Raw genomic sequence first — 16,383 nt, forward strand, 5'->3', positions numbered from 1 at the left:
AAACAGGCAAAGAGGGAGTCTCGACGGTAAGACAGGCATCCGTGAGCCATCCTTGGCCCGCAACGGTCGACTTTATTAAAGTCGCCACAGAAGTAACGAGTAACGAACAAGAATGCGTAATGAAAAGCGCGCCTAAATGCTGGAAGCAGGAAAAATACTGGATTTGCCGGGGATTTTTGCAGGAAATTCAAAGTAAACGATACGAGGGTACCATTTAAGCCGGGCATCTCGGGTGGGATTGTCCCGTCACTTGCAGTCTGTTTGGGAGCTCGGCGTATTCTGACTCAACCGGCGGGTTTCCAGGGAAGCCACAGCCGCACCTGCAGTCCGCCATCCGCGCGATTATGCAGGCGGATATTGCCACCGTGTGCGTCGGCTATTTCCCGGCACAGGGCTAATCCGAGCCCAACGCCATGGGGTTTGGTGGAGAAAAATGGCAACAGTGCCTGCTGCAGAATCTTGTCGTTCATTCCGGGGCCGCGGTCGCTGACGGTAATCAACTGGCCGTGGGCGTCGGTCTCTATCTGCAGCGTAATATCCTCGGCACTGCTACCGGATTCTGCAGCGTTTTTCAGCAGGTTCAATAGTGCCTGTTCGATTTGTGCCGGATCGAAAAATCCCGCGCGTTCAGGCAGGCTGCCGACCAGCCGAAACGGATGCAGTGGCTGGACGCCGTTGATCAGTCTGGTCCAGGTTACTTCTTCGCAGACCGGCGGCGGCAGTTTGGCAAAGCGTGCGTAACCCTGGGTGAAGTCCGTGAGGTGACGGCAGCGCTCGGCAATGACATCGAACACCCCTGCGAGTTGTTGTGACTGCAGTTTTTCCGACAGCAGCTTGCCGCTGTGGGCCATGGATGAGATGGGGGCGAGGGAGTTGTTCAGCTCGTGGCTGATCAGGCGGATGACTTTTTTCCACACCTGCACTTCCGCCCGCGTCAGTTCCCGGGTCATTTCCCGCAGCAGTACCAGCCTGTGCTTTTGTGAATTGAGCACAAAGGTGCTGTTGCTGATGTGCAGGGTGTGGCTGCTTTCCTGGTCCAGGTAGCTGGTCAATCCGTCCTGCCGCTGTTCGATGGCCTGGGCGATTTCCGGCGGGCAGTGGGGCAGCACCTGCGCCAGGGTATGTCCCTGCAGTGGCCTGCCGCCATACAGCAGGTGGCGGGCACTGGTGTTGGCATAGATGATGTGCTCACCCTGATCGATCAGCAGCAGTGCCAGCGGTGAACTCTGGATCACGGTATCCAGCAATAGTTCCCGCTGGTGGATGTGCGCCCGTTCCTGCCGCAGGATCTCTCCCACCTCGTTATACAGCGCTGCCAGTTCCCCCAGCTGGTCCCGTTTTTTGATTGCCAGGGAGATGGAAAAGTCACCGTCGCGAAAATTCAGCAGGCCGCCGTGGATACTCTCCAGCGCGCGGTTGAGTCTGCTGGTGAGTGGCCGCAACAGTATCCAGATGGCGATGATTGCCAGTAGCAACCCCGTGCTCCAGGCGAGCCAGGGATCGGTGCCGAACTGCTGTAGCGCGAGCGGGGCGGATGTTCCCAGAATCACCGCGATCAGGGCGTTGGCAAAAATCCGGCCCTCGATGGATGTGCGCCCGGCCATCAGTAGGGAATACCGAATTTGTCGAGGCGGCGGTAGAGCGCCTGCCGACTGAGGCCGAGTTCGCGAGCGGCCTGGGCGATGATGCCGTTACAGTTGGCGAGGGTCTGCTCCAGCAGTTCGCGGCTGGGTTCGAAACTGTGTTCCGGTGCTTTCTGCAGCGCCTCGTCCGGCAGTGCGAGGGTTTCCTCATCGATGGTGTCGCCGCGGGTGAGCACCGATGCGCGCTGCATGACGTTCTGCAATTCGCGCACGTTTCCGGGCCAGGGGTAGCGCAGCATGCGCTGCTGGGCCTGCGGGCTGAGTTTCTTGCCGCTGTGGAAGAGGAAGGCGCGGGCCAGCGGCAGCAGGTCTTCCGGGCGCTCACTGAGCGCGGGAAGCTTCAGTTCGATCACGTTGAGGCGGTAGAACAGGTCCTGGCGGAAGCTGCCGTCTGCGATCATCTGCGGCAGGTTGCTGTTGGTGGCGCTGATCACGCGCACACGCACCTTGCGGGTGTGGCTGCTGCCGAGGCGCTGGAATTCGCCGGTCTGCAGTACCCGCAGCAGTTTTACCTGGCCGCTGGCTGAGAGTTCGCCGATTTCATCGAGAAACAGGGTGCCGCCGTCGGCAGCTTCAAAGCGTCCCTGGCGGGCTTTGTTGCCGGAGCCGGTGTAGGCGCCGGCCTCGGCACCGAAGAGTTCCGCTTCCATCAGTTCTTCCGGCAGGGCGCCGACGTTGACCTTGATGTAGGGGCCGTTTTTGACGCTGGAGTTGGCCTGCACGATGTCGGCAATTTTTTCCTTGCCGGCGCCGTTGGGACCGGTGATCAGTACCGGGACGTCGGAGTGCGCTACCTGGGTGGCCATTTCCAGCAGCTTCTGCACGCTGTTGCTGCGGTAGACGATTCCCTGGAGGTCGAATTGCTGTTGCAGCTGTGCCCGCGCCTGTTGTTCGCGGCTCTGGGCCTGGCGCTGCTGTTGCTGCAGTTCGTGCAGTTCCATCAGGTTTTTGATGGTGGCGATGAGTTTGTTGTCGTCCCAGGGTTTACCGACGTAGTCGGCGGCACCGGCCTTGACCAGCTCCACGGCCATTTCCAGCTGGGTCCAGGCAGTGAGCAGGATGACCGGGATATCCGGCTGCAGTTCACGCAGGGCGAAAAACAGCGCGCGGCCCTCTTCGCCGGAGGTGGTATCGGCGGTGAAGTTCATGTCCTGGATCACCAGGCTGATATCCGGGTTTTCCCGCAGCAGTTGCAGGCCGGCCTGGGGCGTAATTGCGCTCAGGGTTTCGATATCGTGGAGGGACAACAACAGGGAGAGGGCGGAGATGATGCCGGCGTTGTCGTCGATGATCAGTATTTTGTCCAACACACGTTCCCTGTTGCGGTGTTCCTATTTTATTTCAGTGGCGGTCCTGCACCCGATAGGGGATTACGGGACACGCCGTGAACCCATCCATGGGGGCTCTTCTAAAACATCCCTGTTTTAGAAGGTCCCGTAATCCCCTATCGGGCGCGGGACCTTAGCATCGAGATTCTACTTCGTAGCGGCTATTAAACGCTGCGGGTTGCCATGGCCGGTGAGATATTTGCGGCGCGCAGTGCCGGCACCAGCGCTGCGGCGACGCTGACAGCGAGCAGTATAAAGGCACAGACCACGGTTGTAGACAGCGGCAGTGCCGGTTGTCCGAATTCGCTGGCCAGGAACTGGTTGAAAATCTGTGCCGCGGCAACGCCCAGCAGGATACCGGTTGCGGCGATCATCAGGTTTTCCAGCAGGAAGTAGCGGCTGATGGCGGTGCGGGTGGCGCCGAGGGCGCGGCGCACGCCGATCTGCTTCTGCCGCTGGGTGATCCAGAATACGGTCAGGCCGACGATGCCGAGGGCGACGATAAAGGTCAGCAGGCCGACAACACCACCCAGTACGTTGATCATGGTGTTGTCGCCGGCATAGTAGCGGGACTTGCGGTCTTCCAGGGTTCTGACAGTGATCACTCGCTGGTTGTCGCGCTCGGCCAGTTTTTCTTCCACCAGTTTCATCACCTCGTCGCGCTGACCCTTTTCGGCGCGAATGATGTAGTAGTGCCATCTTTCCTGGATTGCCGGGAAGAAGACGCCGCGACCTGCCACTTGAGAGTTGGGCCATGACCCCAGGTTGCGCTCGACGATACCGATGATTTCCATCGGCTGGTCGGCGCCACCGAAATAGACCGGTTTACCGAGGGCATCGCCTTCGGGGTAGAGGGCATCGGCAAGTTTCTGGGTGACGATGGCAATGTCCGGGCGCCAGTTGCTGCTCGGCGACATCTCGCGAATTTCATTTGCGCGGAAGTTGCGGCCGGCAATCAGCTTCATGCCCAGCGCGTCGATCAGTTGCTCGTCAGCGGTGAAGTAGTTGGCACCGGTGGCGCCCACTTCCTGGTTCGGCTGGGTATAGAAGCCGCTGGAGGAGCCACTGCCGGAAAGCGGCAGATGGTTGCTGATCGAGGCGGCAGCGACGCCGGGCAGGGCGCGGATCATGTCCAGGTCCAGGCGAAACGCATGCTGCATGTCGTAATCTTTCGGAATGGCCATAAAGTTTGCGGTGACAATATCCTGTTCTGCCACCCCGGTGGGGCGATTGATATTGTGCAGACGCTCCTGGATAACCACCATGGCATTGCTCACGATGGCGAGGGTAAGTCCCAGCTGCAGGGCGATTAGCAGCGCGGAAATTTTGTGGCGCCAGAGTGCGGATAAAATGGGTCTCAATTCCAGCATGACGGGCCTCACTGGGTTTTCAGGTAAATGGACGGGTTGGTGCGGCTGATGCGCCAGGCTGGGTATAGCCCTGCAAGCAGGCTGGCGAAGATGGCGAGGCCGATGGCGGAGAGCATCATCATCCAGTCCATCGACGCGATGCGATCCAGGTAGCCCTGTTGCAGGTGCCGGATCAGGGTCAGCCCGCCAAGGGTCAGCAGAATGCCAAACAGTCCGCCGGCAAATCCGATGCAGGCACTCTCGACCAGGTGCTGGCTGAAGATGGCGTTGCGACTGGCGCCCAGCGCGCGGCGCACGCCGGCTTCGGGGGCCTTGCGCAGGAACTTGGCCAGCAGCAGGGCAACCGCGTTCACCAGGCATACCAGCAGGAATGCCAGTGACAGCCAGCTGAGCATGCGGTCGTCACCGTCCACCACTTCGTTCAGCAGCAGCCATTCGGAGGGATGGCTGAGGCCAAATTTGAGCGGGCGTGGGAAGCGGCCCTGTTCTTTCTGTTCGCTGATAAATCCGGTGAGGTATTCCCGGTATTTTTCTACCTGCTGCGGTGTGTCCAGCTGTACCCAGTACTGCAGCCACACCGATTCGCTGCCGAGGCGATCCTCGTAGCTTTTAATATCTTCATTTTTCCAGCCGTTGGTGTTGCCCCAGGGATAAATCTCGAAATTGCGGTGCAGGCCGAACGGGATAAATATCTCTGCGGAGTCGTTGAAGTGACCGTTGTTGAGGTCGTGCACTTTCGGGCTCGGGTTCCAGTTCTTGGTAACTCCCACCACGGTAAACGGTGCGCCGTTGAAATTGACGGTGCGACCCACACTGTTTTCGCCGCCGAACAGTTTTTCGTTGGTGGCTTGTGACAGCACAATTTGTTTTACGGGGCTGGTATCGGCTTCTTTTTCCCAGGTGTTACCGTACAGGAACGGAATGCCAAACAGGGCGAAGAAATCCCGGCTGGTTACGCGGCCATCGGCGGTAAACGGACGTATTTCCGAGTTTTCCAGACTGATGGGCCCGCCCCAGCGGTGCATGGCGACCTGGTGGGTGGGAATATCGGAGCGCAACAGGCTCGTCGCATCCTTGTAGGTGACCTGCCACGGCATCTCGCTGGGGTTGTCCGCGGCCTCGTGGGGATCCCAGCCGTCCAGCTGTACGGCATACAGCACATCGTCTTTTGCTTCCAGTGCGTTGCGGGACATCATGTAGTTGAGTGTGAGGGTGGTCATGGCAGCCCCCACGCCGACGGCGATGGCAGCGACCATCAGCGCGCTCAATATGGGGGTGCGGCGCAGGCTGCGCAGCGCCAGGGACATGTAGTATCCAATCATTGTGGTACTCCTTTACGCGGTGGCTACTTCGGCCGCGGCCGCTGTCTGGCGCAGGTCGGAAACCTGGCCGTCGACGATCTGAATGTTGCGCTGGGCGCGACGGGCGAGGTCCGGGTCGTGGGTGACCATGATGATGGTGGTGCCCCATTCGTTGATGAATTCCAGCAGTTCCATGACCTGGCGGGCCATCAGTGAGTCGAGGTTTCCTGTCGGTTCGTCCGCGAGCAGGAAGCGGGGTTCGCCGGCCAGGGCGCGGGCGATGGCGACGCGCTGCTGCTGGCCGCCGGACAGCTGTGCGGGCAGGTGCTTGGCGCGCGCGGAGAGGCCGACCTGTTCGAGGGATTTTTCGATGCGACGGCGGCGCTCTTTGGCGTTGAAGCCGCGGTAGCGCAGGGGGACGTCGATGTTATCGAACAGGTTGAGGTCGGGGATCAGATTGAAGCCCTGGAAAATAAAGCCGATTTTTTCGTTGCGCAGGTGTGAGCGGTCGCGATCGGAGAGGCCGCCGACTTCCTGGCCGTCCAGCAGGTATTCGCCGCCGGTGGGGGTTTCCAGCAGGCCGGCGATGTTGAGGAAGGTGGTTTTACCGGAGCCACTGGGGCCGGTGACGGAAACAAATTCCCCTTCGTTCACTTCCAGGCTGAAATCCCGGAGTGCGTGAGTCTCGATGGTATCGGTACGGTAGCTTTTGCGGATGTTGTGCATTTTCAGCATGGTGGAGTTCCTTGTCTGCTAGTTCGTATGTAGTTATCTGATAATTCTGTGGCGGTGCAGCTGCCGATTGTTGTTTGCGAGACACGAGCTAGGCGCCCCCTCGTGAATCCATCCCCGGGGACTTGTCGAAAAGGTCCCTCTTTTCGACAGTCTCGCAAACAACAATCGGCATCAGCCCCTTCTCGTTTAACTTCCTAGTGTTCGAAAACCCTATTCTTTCAGCGCAACCAGCTGCGCCTTGTCCAGCTCTTCTGCGGAAGAGGTAATAATCTGGTCGCCTTCCTTCAGCCCGGACACAATCTCAACCTGGTTGAGGCCCAGCGCGCCGATGGTGATCGGTACTTTTACTGCCTGGCTTTGATCGTTCAGCTTCCACGCAAAGCGGCCGCCGGTCTGATCCAGAAAAGCGCCGCGCTTGACCAGGATGACGTTGTTGCGGTTTTCCAGCAGGACGCGGGCGGTAAGGCGCAGGTTCTGGCGCAGGTTGCCGGGCTGCTCGCCGGTGAAGCGCACGCGGGCGACCACCTGGTTGTCGATCACTTCGGGAGCAATGGCGGTAATTTCGCCCGGCAGTTTCCTGCCGCCCATGTTGATTTCCACCGCCATGGCGAGGCCGAGGTCGTCGGCGTAGTTTTCCGGTACCGCGGCTTCCAGTTCGAAGCTGGTAAGGTCGACCACGGTGAGCAGCGGTGTGTTGGCGGCGACGGCGGAGCGCTGGGTGGCGGCGAGGCTGCCGATGGTGCCGTCTACCGGGGAGACGATGTGCAGTTCGTTGACCTTGCGCTGCAGTTCTTCCATTTGCAGCTTCTGCTGGTCTACCTGCAGCTGCAGGGTCTGGGTCTCGAACGAGAGGGCTTCGTTTTCCAGTGCGGCGTTCTGCACTGCCTGTTCGTATTCCAGTTCGGCACGGGCGAGGTCGTCGCTGGCCTTTTCGTAGTCGAGCTGGGAAATGATCTGTTTTTCCATGGACAGCTCGGCGCGCTTCAGTTCGCGCTGGGCCGCGGCGAGGTCCACCTTGGCGAGGTCCGCCTTCTGGGTGTTTTCCAGACGCTGGCGCTTGGCCTGAATCTTCTGCCGCTCCAGTTCCACGCTGAGCTTGCTGTACAGGGCGCTCTCCTGTGCCAGCTGGTTTTGCAGTTCCGGGCTGTCCACTTCCGCCAGCAGCTGGCCGCGCTCTACCGTGTCACCGGCCTTGACCGCGAACTTCACGATGCCCTGTGCCGGGCTGAACAGGGTAGGGCTGTTGGCTGCCACCACCTTGCCCTGAACCACCAGGTCCCGCACCAGGTCGCCGCGCTCCACCTGGGCGATATTAATGCGCGACAGGGACAGGCTGGCGTCCACCGCGTTGGTGCTCTGCCAGCTGAACAGCCCCCAAACCACAAACGCGCCCGCGGCCAGGCCGAGCCCAGCGCGTTTCAGCAGTTGTGGATTTTTCCAGTAGCTGGTCGGTGCAAGTCGGACGTCTTGCCCCGAGGTATCTCTGATCATGTGTTTCCCAAGTAATCTTCTGCTGGCTCTATTGGCCTTGTGCCTTCTATGACGCAGTGGTTTTGGCCGTTGGATGCAAATGCGGATTTCGGTTGCATTTGCGGATGCACAGGCCTTATCGCAATCGCCGTGCCAAGATGGTTTTATTTGTTAACTCATTGAAAATTAAAGGAAAAATATTTTTTCAGGGTTGCGCGGAGTGAAAGCAGGTGTCCGCTAAAAGTGTCCGCTGTCCCCCTGTCCGGGGGATCGGACACGGGTTGATTCAAGCGTCAGGCCGTCGGTCTTACGGGAACTCAGAGGTAAATGCGAAGGTGCCGCCACAGAACTTAAAACATTGTCCCGAAGCTCTGGCTGTTCTTTAGCCATTAAGGCCAGCATGCTAGAATCCGCGCCCATTTTTCCGGGCTTCCGGCAAGACTCCCCAGACAGGCAAATCCAAGTTATGCAGTTTTCCAACACCCTGCTGTCGTCCACCAGGAACGACTGGTTTGGCAATATCCGTCGCGACGTACTCGCGGGCCTCGTGGTCGCACTGGCGCTGATCCCCGAAGCCATTGCCTTCTCCATCATCGCCGGCGTCGACCCGCGAGTGGGCCTGTACGCCTCTTTCTGTATTGCCGTAGTCATCGCCTTCGTCGGCGGCCGCCCGGGGATGATCTCCGCCGCCACCGGCGCCATGGCCCTGCTGATGGTGACCCTGGTCAAGGAACACGGCCTCCAGTACCTGCTGGCGGCGACGCTATTGACCGGGGTACTGCAGATCTTCGCCGGCTACCTCAAGCTCGGCAGCCTGATGAGCTTCGTGTCGAGGGCCGTGGTCACGGGCTTCGTCAACGCGCTCGCCATCCTCATCTTTATGGCCCAGCTCCCCGAACTCACCGACGTCACCTGGCATGTCTACGCCATGACCGCCGCGGGCCTCGGCATCATCTACCTGTTCCCCTATGTGCCGGTGGTGGGCAAGGTGCTGCCGTCGCCGCTGGTGTGCATCCTGCTGCTGACCGCAGTGGCGGTATTCCTGGGGCTGGATATCCGCACCGTCGGTGATATGGGCGAGCTGCCGGACACCCTGCCGGTGTTCCTGTGGCCGGAAGTACCGCTCAATCTCGAGACCCTGAAGATCATCTTCCCCTATTCAGCGGGCCTCGCGGTGGTGGGCCTGCTGGAGTCCCTGATGACCGCCACCATTGTCGACGACCTGACCGACACCAGCAGTGACAAGAACCGGGAGTGCAAGGGCCAGGGGATTGCCAACATCGGTGCGGGACTGCTCGGCGGTATGGCGGGCTGCGCGATGATCGGCCAGTCGGTGATCAACGTTAAGTCTGGAGGCCGCGGCCGTCTGTCCACACTGGTGGCGGGTGTGGGCCTGTTGACCCTGGTGGTGTTCCTGAGCGATTACGTGGCGGTGATCCCGATGGCGGCACTGGTGGCGGTGATGATCATGGTATCCATCGGTACCTTTGACTGGGGTTCAATCCGTAATCTGAAGCACCTGCCGCTGTCCACCAATCTGGTGATGCTGGCTACGGTGATTGTGGTAGTGTTTACCCATAATCTGGCATTCGGTGTGTTCGTGGGTGTGCTGTTGGCTTCGCTGTTCTTCGCCAACAAGGTGAGCCACTTCATGTATGTGCAGACGGAGCTGGATGAGGAAAGCAATTGCCGGACCTACAAGGTGGTGGGGCAGGTGTTTTTCAATTCGGCGGACAAGTTTGTGGCACAGTTTGATTTCAAGGAGGCGCTGGACAAGGTGGTGATTGACCTGAGCCGGGCGCACTTCTGGGATGTGTCGGCGGTGCATTCGCTGGACAAGACGGTAGTGAAGTTCCGACGCGAGGGTGCCGAGGTTGAGCTGATCGGCCTGAACGAAGCCAGTGCAACCATCGTCGACCGCTTCGGTATACACGACAAGCCGGAAGAGATTGAGAAGGTGCTGGGGGGGCATTGAGTCCCGGAGCTCCGTTCCGGAGCTTTGTTTTAGCCCCGGTGGCGCCGGAACACTGGGCGGAAGTTTTTGAAAACGCACAAGTACATCCCTGTATGCTCCGGCGGCGACTTCCCTGTCGCCGACGGTTTCAAAAACTTCCGCCCAGCATTCCAGCTTCCATTCCTGGTCATGTGCTTCATAAGCATTTGTCGCTTCCGTTCCAAGATAGTTGGTTAGTGATAGAGAGAAAACAATAATGACCGAACAGAAAGATCCCCTGGTACTCACCTGTATCGATGGCTCCCACTACAGCGCCGCCGTGTGTGATTACGCCGCCTGGATTTCCAGCCGCACCGGCGCGCCCGTCAAGCTCCTGCACAATATCGAACGCGCTGCGGCGCCGGCGGTGGCGGACCTGTCCGGCAGTATCGGTCTCGGTAGCCAGGAGGAGTTGCTGGAAGAGCTTACCCTGCTGGAACAGCAGCGCTCCAAACTGCAGCTGGAGCAGGGCCGGCTGATGCTGGATGACGCCCGTGCGCGCACCGCAGCTGCCGGCGCCGAGCGGGTGGTGACCTGTCAACGCCACGGCAGTCTGGCGGAGTCGCTGGTGGAGCTGGAGGATCATATCCGTGTGCTGGTACTGGGGATTCGCGGTGAGGAGCACGGGGATTCAGACAAGGGATTGGGGACGCAGCTGGAGACGGTGGTGCGTTCGCTGCACAAGCCGATCCTGGTGGTGAACCGGGAGTTCACGGCGCCGCAAAATATCATGTTGGCTTACGACGGTAGCGAGGCGGCACGCAAGGCGCTGGATATGGTGGCTTCCAGCCCGCTGTTCCGGGGCATTGCCTGTCACCTGGTCTACGTAGGCCAGAGCGCGGCGGCGGAAACCGTGCTGGCGGAGGGGGCAGCGGCGCTGAGCCACGGCGGGATCGAAGTCACCAGTGCCAACCTGCAGGGCAAGACCGTGGAGGCGCTGGTGGCTTACCAGCAGGATCACGCAATCGATCTCACGGTAATGGGCGCCTTCAGTCACAACCGCCTGCGGGACCTGCTGCTGGGCAGTGTCACCGCAAAGATGCTGCTGAGCACCAATCAGCCGCTGCTGTTGTTGCGCTGAAGACAGCGATTAAAAGTATAAAAACAGCGCCCTCTAGCGCTCTGTTTCGAGCGATCCAGGGCGCTGCCAGTCAATATTGATTGCGCGTGAATATCAGCTGGCCATCTTCTGGCCAGCCGCGGAATAGTTTGCCGCCTGCTCGAGCGTCAGCCCGGCTTTCTTGTGCGGTGCGGGTTTGCCGTCGGCATCCAGTGCCACAAACACAATCCGCTCCACCCGCACAATCAGATCCCGGGTCTGCTTGTTGCGCATCTCACAGTGCACGGTCAGTGACGTGCGGCCGATGCCCACGACCTCGAAACCGAATTCCACAATATCCCCGCAAACCGCCGAGCTGACAAAATCGATCTCCGACATCAGCTTGGTCACGATGTTTGCGGTGCCCATCTGGCAACCGGCGAAAATTGCCGCTTCCTCATCTATCCACGCCAGTGCCTGACCGCCGAACAGACGTTGCGCGGGATTCAGGTCTCCAGGTTTTACAAAATGACGTGAGTAGTACTTCATGAGTGATTACCTCTTTGGTTACCCCTTGCCGGGCAATAGAAAATGCCGCATTCCGTAGCGGTCCCAATACAGGAATTGCATGAAGTGTGCCAATAAGCCGGGGGAAACTTGGGGTGGAGTACTTGTCTGGGAATTGAAGGAAAGGGTCCGGGTAAAAGGTTTCAGAAGCGTCGGCAACAGGGATGTTGCCGACGCAGCGTACAGGGATGTATTCACAGCGGTTCTGAAACCTTTTGCCCGGACCCTTTGCGCCACCGGGCCGGATTCATGGAAACTATTTCGCGGGAATTGGTCAAAATTGTGCGTTATTTATTCAGGCTGCACTTGTTGAGGGCAAAAATTATTCTGCAGGTTTGGCTAAACTGGCCGTGAGTACGGATATTCTGGCCGTGGAATTCTCATAGCGTGACCTGGGACTATGGGAGTTGCCGGCAACTGCCATTAGAATGTGCCGCTTTAGTGGCTGGCCAGTCGGCAGCCCTGACGGCGGAACTTCTGTAACACTTGGTGAGAAGTTCCCAGAAGAATCACCCAACGGAGAGAGCCCCCGGCATGATCATCCAGCCGAAAGTACGCGGATTCATCTGCACCAACGCCCACCCGCAGGGCTGCGCCGCCAACGTGCGTGAACAGATCGACTACATCAAATCCCAGCCCGCCATCCAGGACGGCCCCAAAAACGTCCTCGTGGTCGGCGCCTCCACCGGCTATGGCCTCGCCTCCCGTATCACCGCCGCCTTTGGCTGCGGTGCCAAGACCCTGGGTGTCTTCTTCGAAAAGCCGCCCACCGACAAGAAAACCGCCTCCGCCGGCTACTACAACGCCGCCGCGTTTGAAGACGAAGCGCACAAGGCCGGCCTGTACGCGAAAAGCATCAACGGCGACGCCTTCTCCGACGAAGTCAAAGCCCAGGCCATCGACCTGATCAAACAGGATCTCGGCAAAATCGACCTGGTGATCTACAGCCTCGCTTCCCCCCGTCGCAAAGATCCGAAAACCGGCGAACTGTACTCCTCGGTGCTGAAGCCCATCGGCAAGTCCTACACCGCCAAGAACCTCAACACCGACAAGCTGGAAATCTCCGACATCAGTGTTGATCCGGCGAACGAAGAGGAAATCGCGGCGACCGTAAAAGTCATGGGCGGCGAAGACTGGGAACTGTGGATGCAGGCCCTGAATGACGCCGGCGTACTGGCGGACAACTGCAAAACCGTTGCCTACACCTACATTGGTGAAAAACTTACCTGGCCGATCTACGGCCACGCCACCATCGGCAAGGCCAAGGAAGACCTGGACCGCGCCGCCAAGGCGATCACCGACAGCGGCAGTGCCGACGCCAACGTTGCGGTGCTGAAGGCCCTGGTAACCCAGTCCAGCTCCGCGATTCCGGTAATGCCGCTGTACATTTCCCTCGTCTACAAGGTGATGAAGGAAGAGGGTACCCACGAGGGCTGTATCGAGCAGCTGTACCGCCTTTATACCGAAGGTCTGTACACCGACACACCGCGCCTCGACGATACCAACCGTTTCCGCATGGACGACAAGGAACTGCGCCCGGAAACCCAGGCCAAGATCGAAAAACTGTGGCCGGAAGTGACCGAGGAAAACCTGTTCGAGCTGTCCGACTACAAGGGTTACAGCGACGACTTCCTCAAGCTGTTCGGCTTCGGTGTCGACGGTGTCGACTACGAGGCGGAAACCAGCCCGCTGGTAGAAGCCGACTTCAAGTAATAACTTGTTACCGTCAGCCCGAAAAAACGCCGGCCTCACCCGCCGGCGTTTTTGTTGTAGGCTGCGGCGTTTGAATGATTATCGTCATCGCATGTAAATGGGGAGAGCAATGGAACATCGTCAGCTCGGCAAAACCGACATCCAGGTCAGCAAGATCTGCCTCGGCACCATGACCTACGGCGAACAGAACAGCGAGTCCGAGGCGTTCGAGCAACTGGACTACGCGCTGGCCAACGGCGTCAACTTTATCGACTGTGCGGAGATGTACCCGGTGCCGCCCAAACCCGAGACTTGCGGTCGCACCGAGGAATACATCGGCAACTGGCTGGCGCAGCGGGGTACCCGCGAGCAGGTTGTGCTGGCCACCAAAGTCACCGGGCGCAGCAGTGCCAACTCCGGTGTCGGCCATATCCGCGGCGGCCCGCGCCTTAGTCGGGAACAGATTTTCAAGGCCTGCGACGACTCTCTCGCCCGCCTGAAAACCGACTATATCGACCTGTACCAGGTACACTGGCCGGAACGCCAGGCCAACTTCTTCGGCCAGCTCGGTTACGAACACGGTGAAGATGATGGCATCGACATCAGCGAGACCCTGAGCGCCCTGCAGGAACTGGTGGCCGCGGGCAAGGTGCGGCATATCGGATTGTCCAACGAGACCCCCTGGGGGATGCACCGCTACCTGCGTCTGGCAGCCCACGGCAACAAACCCCGCGTGGCATCGATCCAGAACCCCTACAGCCTGCTGAACCGCACCTTCGAGGTGGGGCTGGCGGAAATGGCGATCCGCGAGCAGTGCGGCCTGCTGGCCTATTCGCCACTGGCGTTTGGCACCCTGAGTGGCAAATACCTCGGCGGCGCCAAGCCGGCCGGGGCCAGGCTGACCCTGTTCGAGCGCTTCCAGCGCTATACCGGCCCCCGCGCCGTGGCGGCTACCGAGGCCTATGTGGCGCTGGCCCGGGAGTTCGGGCTGGACCCGGCGCAGATGGCACTGGCGTTCGTCACCCAGCAGCCGTTTGTCACGTCGAACATCATCGGCGCCACCACCATGGCCCAGTTGCGCAGCAATATCGCCAGCGCCGATATCACCCTGAGTGCGGAGCAGCTGGAAGCCATCAATCGCGTACACAGTGAGAGTCCCAACCCGGCGCCTTGAGGCGTCGGCCAGGGGCGGAATTGCGCGGCCGGCCTTCTATACTCAAGCAGGGACACTCGAGCACGGCAGTCAGGCAGGGTTGCCCAGGAACACCCGGCGGCCCGGGCTGTCGGATCCTGTTGAGAATCGGGGGATAGCGGGGCCATAACGCCAATCCGCGCGTTCCGCCTGGCGCTCAGCCTGGTCCCTGTCGCCATCCCACCACAGTGAAGCGGAGGAAACCCATGGAAACCGGCCACCACACCCTGAACGACCTGTTTGCCCAGCTGGGGCTTAGCTCTGACGATGAGTCGATCGAGGATTTTCTGGAGCGCCACCATCTCGCCGGCGAAGAAAAGCTGGCCAAGGCCCAGTTCTGGAGCGATGGGCAGCGCCGCTTCCTGCACGACGCCATCGCCGAGGACTCGGACTGGTGTGAAGTGGTGGACGAGCTGGACGCCCTGTTGCGCCACTGAGCCCCGCGGGCGTACCGCCCCAGCTTGCCACCAAAGCCGCTCGGACAGCCGTTTCCGCGCTCTCCGGGGTGCACGAGTATCCCCCCGCCGCGGGCGCGGCTATAATGCGCCGCTTTCCCCATTCCCAGCGGCATCTCAGCTTTTTTATGGAAAAACCGCATTTTCGCGCCGCCCTGTTGCATCCGCGCTACTGGTTCACCTGGTTACTCTTCGGTATCTGGTTTCTCGTCGCCCAGTTTCCCTATCGCTGGCAGATAGCGTTGGGGCGCGGCCTCGGTCGCCTGATGTTGCGCCTGGCGAAAAGTCGCCGGCGTATCGCCGAGCGCAACCTGGCCCTGTGTTTCCCCGAACTTTCCGCGCACAAGCGGGAGCAGCTGTTACGGCGCAATTTCGCCTCCAACGGTATCGCCCTGATGGAAACCGGGATGGCCTGGTTTCGCTCCAGCCGCTGGCTGCGCAGGCGCTTTACCATCGAGGGGCTGGAGCACCTGCAGGAGCCCATGAGCCGCGGACAGGGTGTGGTCATGCTCGCCATGCACTTCACTACCCTGGAAATCGGCGCCGCCTTTATGGCCATCAGCCATCCGGTGGACGGCATGTATCGCCCGCACAAGAACCCGGTGTACGACTATATGCAGCGCAAGGGCCGCGAGCGTCACGGCGAGGACACCGACGTATTCCAGCGCAAAGATGTACGCGGCATGCTCAAGGCGCTGCAGAAGGGGCGGGCGGTCTGGTATGCGCCGGACCAGGACTACGGCATCAAGCAGGGAGTGTTTGCGCCGCTGTTCGGCATTCCTGCGGCAACGGTCACCGGCACCTCGCGCTTTGCGCGGGTGGGGCGGGCACTGGTGGTGCCGTATACCGTGACCCGGCTCGAGGAGCGAGGGCATTACCAGGTACGGGTCTACCCGCCGATCAGGGAAATTCCGTCAGGTGACGAACTGCGGGACGCAATTCTGGTCAATCAGTTTGTGGAAGCGCGCATGCGCGAGAATCCGGCCCAGTACATGTGGGTGCACCGCCGTTTCAAGACCCGCCCCCAGGGCGAGGAAAGTTTCTACGATAAGAAAGTCAAACGGCGCAAGAAGCACAAAAAGTAGACAGGGCAAAAAGTAGGCAGAAAAGTTTCGCGGGTCAGTATTCATGCCGGGCAGCCGAATTGCGCTGGCATCAGACTGGCACGCTCAGTAACATACCGCATTCATTTTCAGGCGGTACAGACCGGCCCCGGTGCCGGTTTCAGAAGGAGTGACGATGATTACCGGCAGTATGGTGGCATTGGCCACACCCATGTATGCAGATGGCAGCCTCGACTGGGAGAAGCTGCACGATCTGGTGGAGTGGCATATCGAGCAGGGCACCCGGGCAATAGTGGCCGTGGGTACCACTGGCGAGTCCGCCACCCTCGACGTACACGAGCACCTGGAAGTCATCCGCCGCGTGGTGGACCAGGTTGCAGGGCGCATTCCGGTCATTGCCGGTACCGGAGCCAACTCCACCACCGAAGCCATCGAGCTGACCGCCACCGCCGCCAAATGCGGCGCTGACGCCTGTCTGCTGGTCACCCCTTATTACAACAAGCCCACCCAGGAAGGCCTGTACCAGACCTACAA

At 60.1% G+C, this 16,383-nt stretch carries 14 protein-coding genes; 7 read left to right on the forward strand and 7 right to left on the reverse strand.

The features are described from left to right. Nucleotides 1–284: 284 nt before the first annotated feature. From QZ511_RS08290 to QZ511_RS08315, 6 genes are all read right to left on the reverse strand, one after another. Entirely contained in the window at nucleotides 285–1,604 is a 1,320-nt protein-coding gene (locus QZ511_RS08290) for an ATP-binding protein (RefSeq protein ID WP_295801552.1), read from the reverse strand. Then, nucleotides 1,604–2,953, reverse strand: coding sequence for a sigma-54 dependent transcriptional regulator (locus tag QZ511_RS08295; RefSeq protein ID WP_295801554.1), 1,350 nt, complete (start codon nucleotides 2,951–2,953; stop codon nucleotides 1,604–1,606). Before QZ511_RS08295 ends, QZ511_RS08290 begins: the two co-directional genes overlap by 1 nt. Before the next feature lie 182 nt (nucleotides 2,954–3,135). Continuing rightward, nucleotides 3,136–4,341: an FtsX-like permease family protein gene (locus tag QZ511_RS08300; protein ID WP_295801555.1), complete on the reverse strand. Its 1,206-nt coding sequence runs from the start codon at nucleotides 4,339–4,341 to the stop codon at nucleotides 3,136–3,138. Nucleotides 4,342–4,349: 8 nt separating this feature from the next. Continuing rightward, nucleotides 4,350–5,663, reverse strand: coding sequence for an ABC transporter permease (locus QZ511_RS08305; protein ID WP_295801557.1), 1,314 nt, complete (start codon nucleotides 5,661–5,663; stop codon nucleotides 4,350–4,352). 12 nt (nucleotides 5,664–5,675) lie between these two features. Further along, the gene (locus tag QZ511_RS08310) at nucleotides 5,676–6,377 is read right to left on the reverse strand and encodes an ABC transporter ATP-binding protein (RefSeq protein ID WP_295801559.1); all 702 of its coding nucleotides are present in this window, start codon (nucleotides 6,375–6,377) and stop codon (nucleotides 5,676–5,678) included. 210 nt (nucleotides 6,378–6,587) lie between these two features. Continuing rightward, entirely contained in the window at nucleotides 6,588–7,868 is a 1,281-nt protein-coding gene (locus QZ511_RS08315; RefSeq protein WP_295801561.1) for an efflux RND transporter periplasmic adaptor subunit, read from the reverse strand. A 463-nt stretch (nucleotides 7,869–8,331) separates the two neighbouring features. Here QZ511_RS08315 and QZ511_RS08320 point away from each other — a divergent pair, with 463 nt between their 5' ends. Continuing rightward, nucleotides 8,332–9,822, forward strand: a complete 1,491-nt coding sequence (locus tag QZ511_RS08320; RefSeq protein ID WP_295801579.1) for a SulP family inorganic anion transporter — start codon at nucleotides 8,332–8,334, stop codon at nucleotides 9,820–9,822. Between the two features lie 235 nt (nucleotides 9,823–10,057). Then, on the forward strand, nucleotides 10,058–10,921 hold the full coding sequence (locus tag QZ511_RS08325) for a universal stress protein (RefSeq protein ID WP_295801562.1): 864 nt from the start codon (nucleotides 10,058–10,060) through the stop codon (nucleotides 10,919–10,921). Between the two features lie 93 nt (nucleotides 10,922–11,014). On the opposite strand, the gene QZ511_RS08330 is transcribed toward QZ511_RS08325, so the two are convergent. Beyond that, nucleotides 11,015–11,428 carry a hotdog domain-containing protein gene (locus QZ511_RS08330; protein WP_295801565.1) on the reverse strand — a complete coding sequence of 138 codons (414 nt, stop codon included), beginning with the start codon at nucleotides 11,426–11,428 and terminating at the stop codon, nucleotides 11,015–11,017. 552 nt (nucleotides 11,429–11,980) lie between these two features. On the opposite strand from QZ511_RS08330, the gene fabV reads away from it, so the two are divergent. From fabV to QZ511_RS08355, 5 genes are all read left to right on the forward strand, one after another. Further along, the gene (gene fabV, locus QZ511_RS08335) at nucleotides 11,981–13,159 is read left to right on the forward strand and encodes an enoyl-ACP reductase FabV (protein WP_295801568.1); all 1,179 of its coding nucleotides are present in this window, start codon (nucleotides 11,981–11,983) and stop codon (nucleotides 13,157–13,159) included. A 109-nt stretch (nucleotides 13,160–13,268) separates the two neighbouring features. Then, nucleotides 13,269–14,312 carry an NADP(H)-dependent aldo-keto reductase gene (locus QZ511_RS08340; protein ID WP_295801570.1) on the forward strand — a complete coding sequence of 348 codons (1,044 nt, stop codon included), beginning with the start codon at nucleotides 13,269–13,271 and terminating at the stop codon, nucleotides 14,310–14,312. Between the two features lie 224 nt (nucleotides 14,313–14,536). After that, nucleotides 14,537–14,767 carry a DUF2789 domain-containing protein gene (locus QZ511_RS08345; RefSeq protein WP_295801573.1) on the forward strand — a complete coding sequence of 77 codons (231 nt, stop codon included), beginning with the start codon at nucleotides 14,537–14,539 and terminating at the stop codon, nucleotides 14,765–14,767. A gap of 146 nt (nucleotides 14,768–14,913) precedes the next feature. Then, complete coding sequence (gene lpxL / locus QZ511_RS08350) at nucleotides 14,914–15,870, forward strand: LpxL/LpxP family Kdo(2)-lipid IV(A) lauroyl/palmitoleoyl acyltransferase (RefSeq protein WP_295801575.1); 957 nt, start codon at nucleotides 14,914–14,916, stop codon at nucleotides 15,868–15,870. A gap of 154 nt (nucleotides 15,871–16,024) precedes the next feature. Then, nucleotides 16,025–16,383: dihydrodipicolinate synthase family protein (locus tag QZ511_RS08355; protein WP_295801577.1), on the forward strand; the 359-nt coding region annotated here is incomplete at its 3' end.

Source organism: uncultured Microbulbifer sp. (genome assembly GCF_913055755.1).
In the GTDB taxonomy this organism is placed as follows: Bacteria; Pseudomonadota; Gammaproteobacteria; order Pseudomonadales; family Cellvibrionaceae; genus Microbulbifer.

Excerpts from the sequence above, each read along its gene's own strand:
- QZ511_RS08290 (WP_295801552.1), bottom strand. The coding sequence starts at position 1,604 with ATGGCCGGGCGCACATCCATCGAGGGCCGGATTTTTGCCAACGCCCTG.
- QZ511_RS08300 (WP_295801555.1), bottom strand. The coding sequence starts at position 4,341 with ATGCTGGAATTGAGACCCATTTTATCCGCACTCTGGCGCCACAAAATT.
- QZ511_RS08305 (WP_295801557.1), bottom strand. The coding sequence starts at position 5,663 with ATGATTGGATACTACATGTCCCTGGCGCTGCGCAGCCTGCGCCGCACC.
- QZ511_RS08310 (WP_295801559.1), bottom strand. The coding sequence starts at position 6,377 with ATGCTGAAAATGCACAACATCCGCAAAAGCTACCGTACCGATACCATC.
- QZ511_RS08315 (WP_295801561.1), bottom strand. The coding sequence starts at position 7,868 with ATGATCAGAGATACCTCGGGGCAAGACGTCCGACTTGCACCGACCAGC.
- QZ511_RS08325 (WP_295801562.1), top strand. The coding sequence starts at position 10,058 with ATGACCGAACAGAAAGATCCCCTGGTACTCACCTGTATCGATGGCTCC.
- QZ511_RS08330 (WP_295801565.1), bottom strand. The coding sequence starts at position 11,428 with ATGAAGTACTACTCACGTCATTTTGTAAAACCTGGAGACCTGAATCCC.
- fabV (WP_295801568.1), top strand. The coding sequence starts at position 11,981 with ATGATCATCCAGCCGAAAGTACGCGGATTCATCTGCACCAACGCCCAC.
- QZ511_RS08340 (WP_295801570.1), top strand. The coding sequence starts at position 13,269 with ATGGAACATCGTCAGCTCGGCAAAACCGACATCCAGGTCAGCAAGATC.
- QZ511_RS08345 (WP_295801573.1), top strand. The coding sequence starts at position 14,537 with ATGGAAACCGGCCACCACACCCTGAACGACCTGTTTGCCCAGCTGGGG.
- lpxL (WP_295801575.1), top strand. The coding sequence starts at position 14,914 with ATGGAAAAACCGCATTTTCGCGCCGCCCTGTTGCATCCGCGCTACTGG.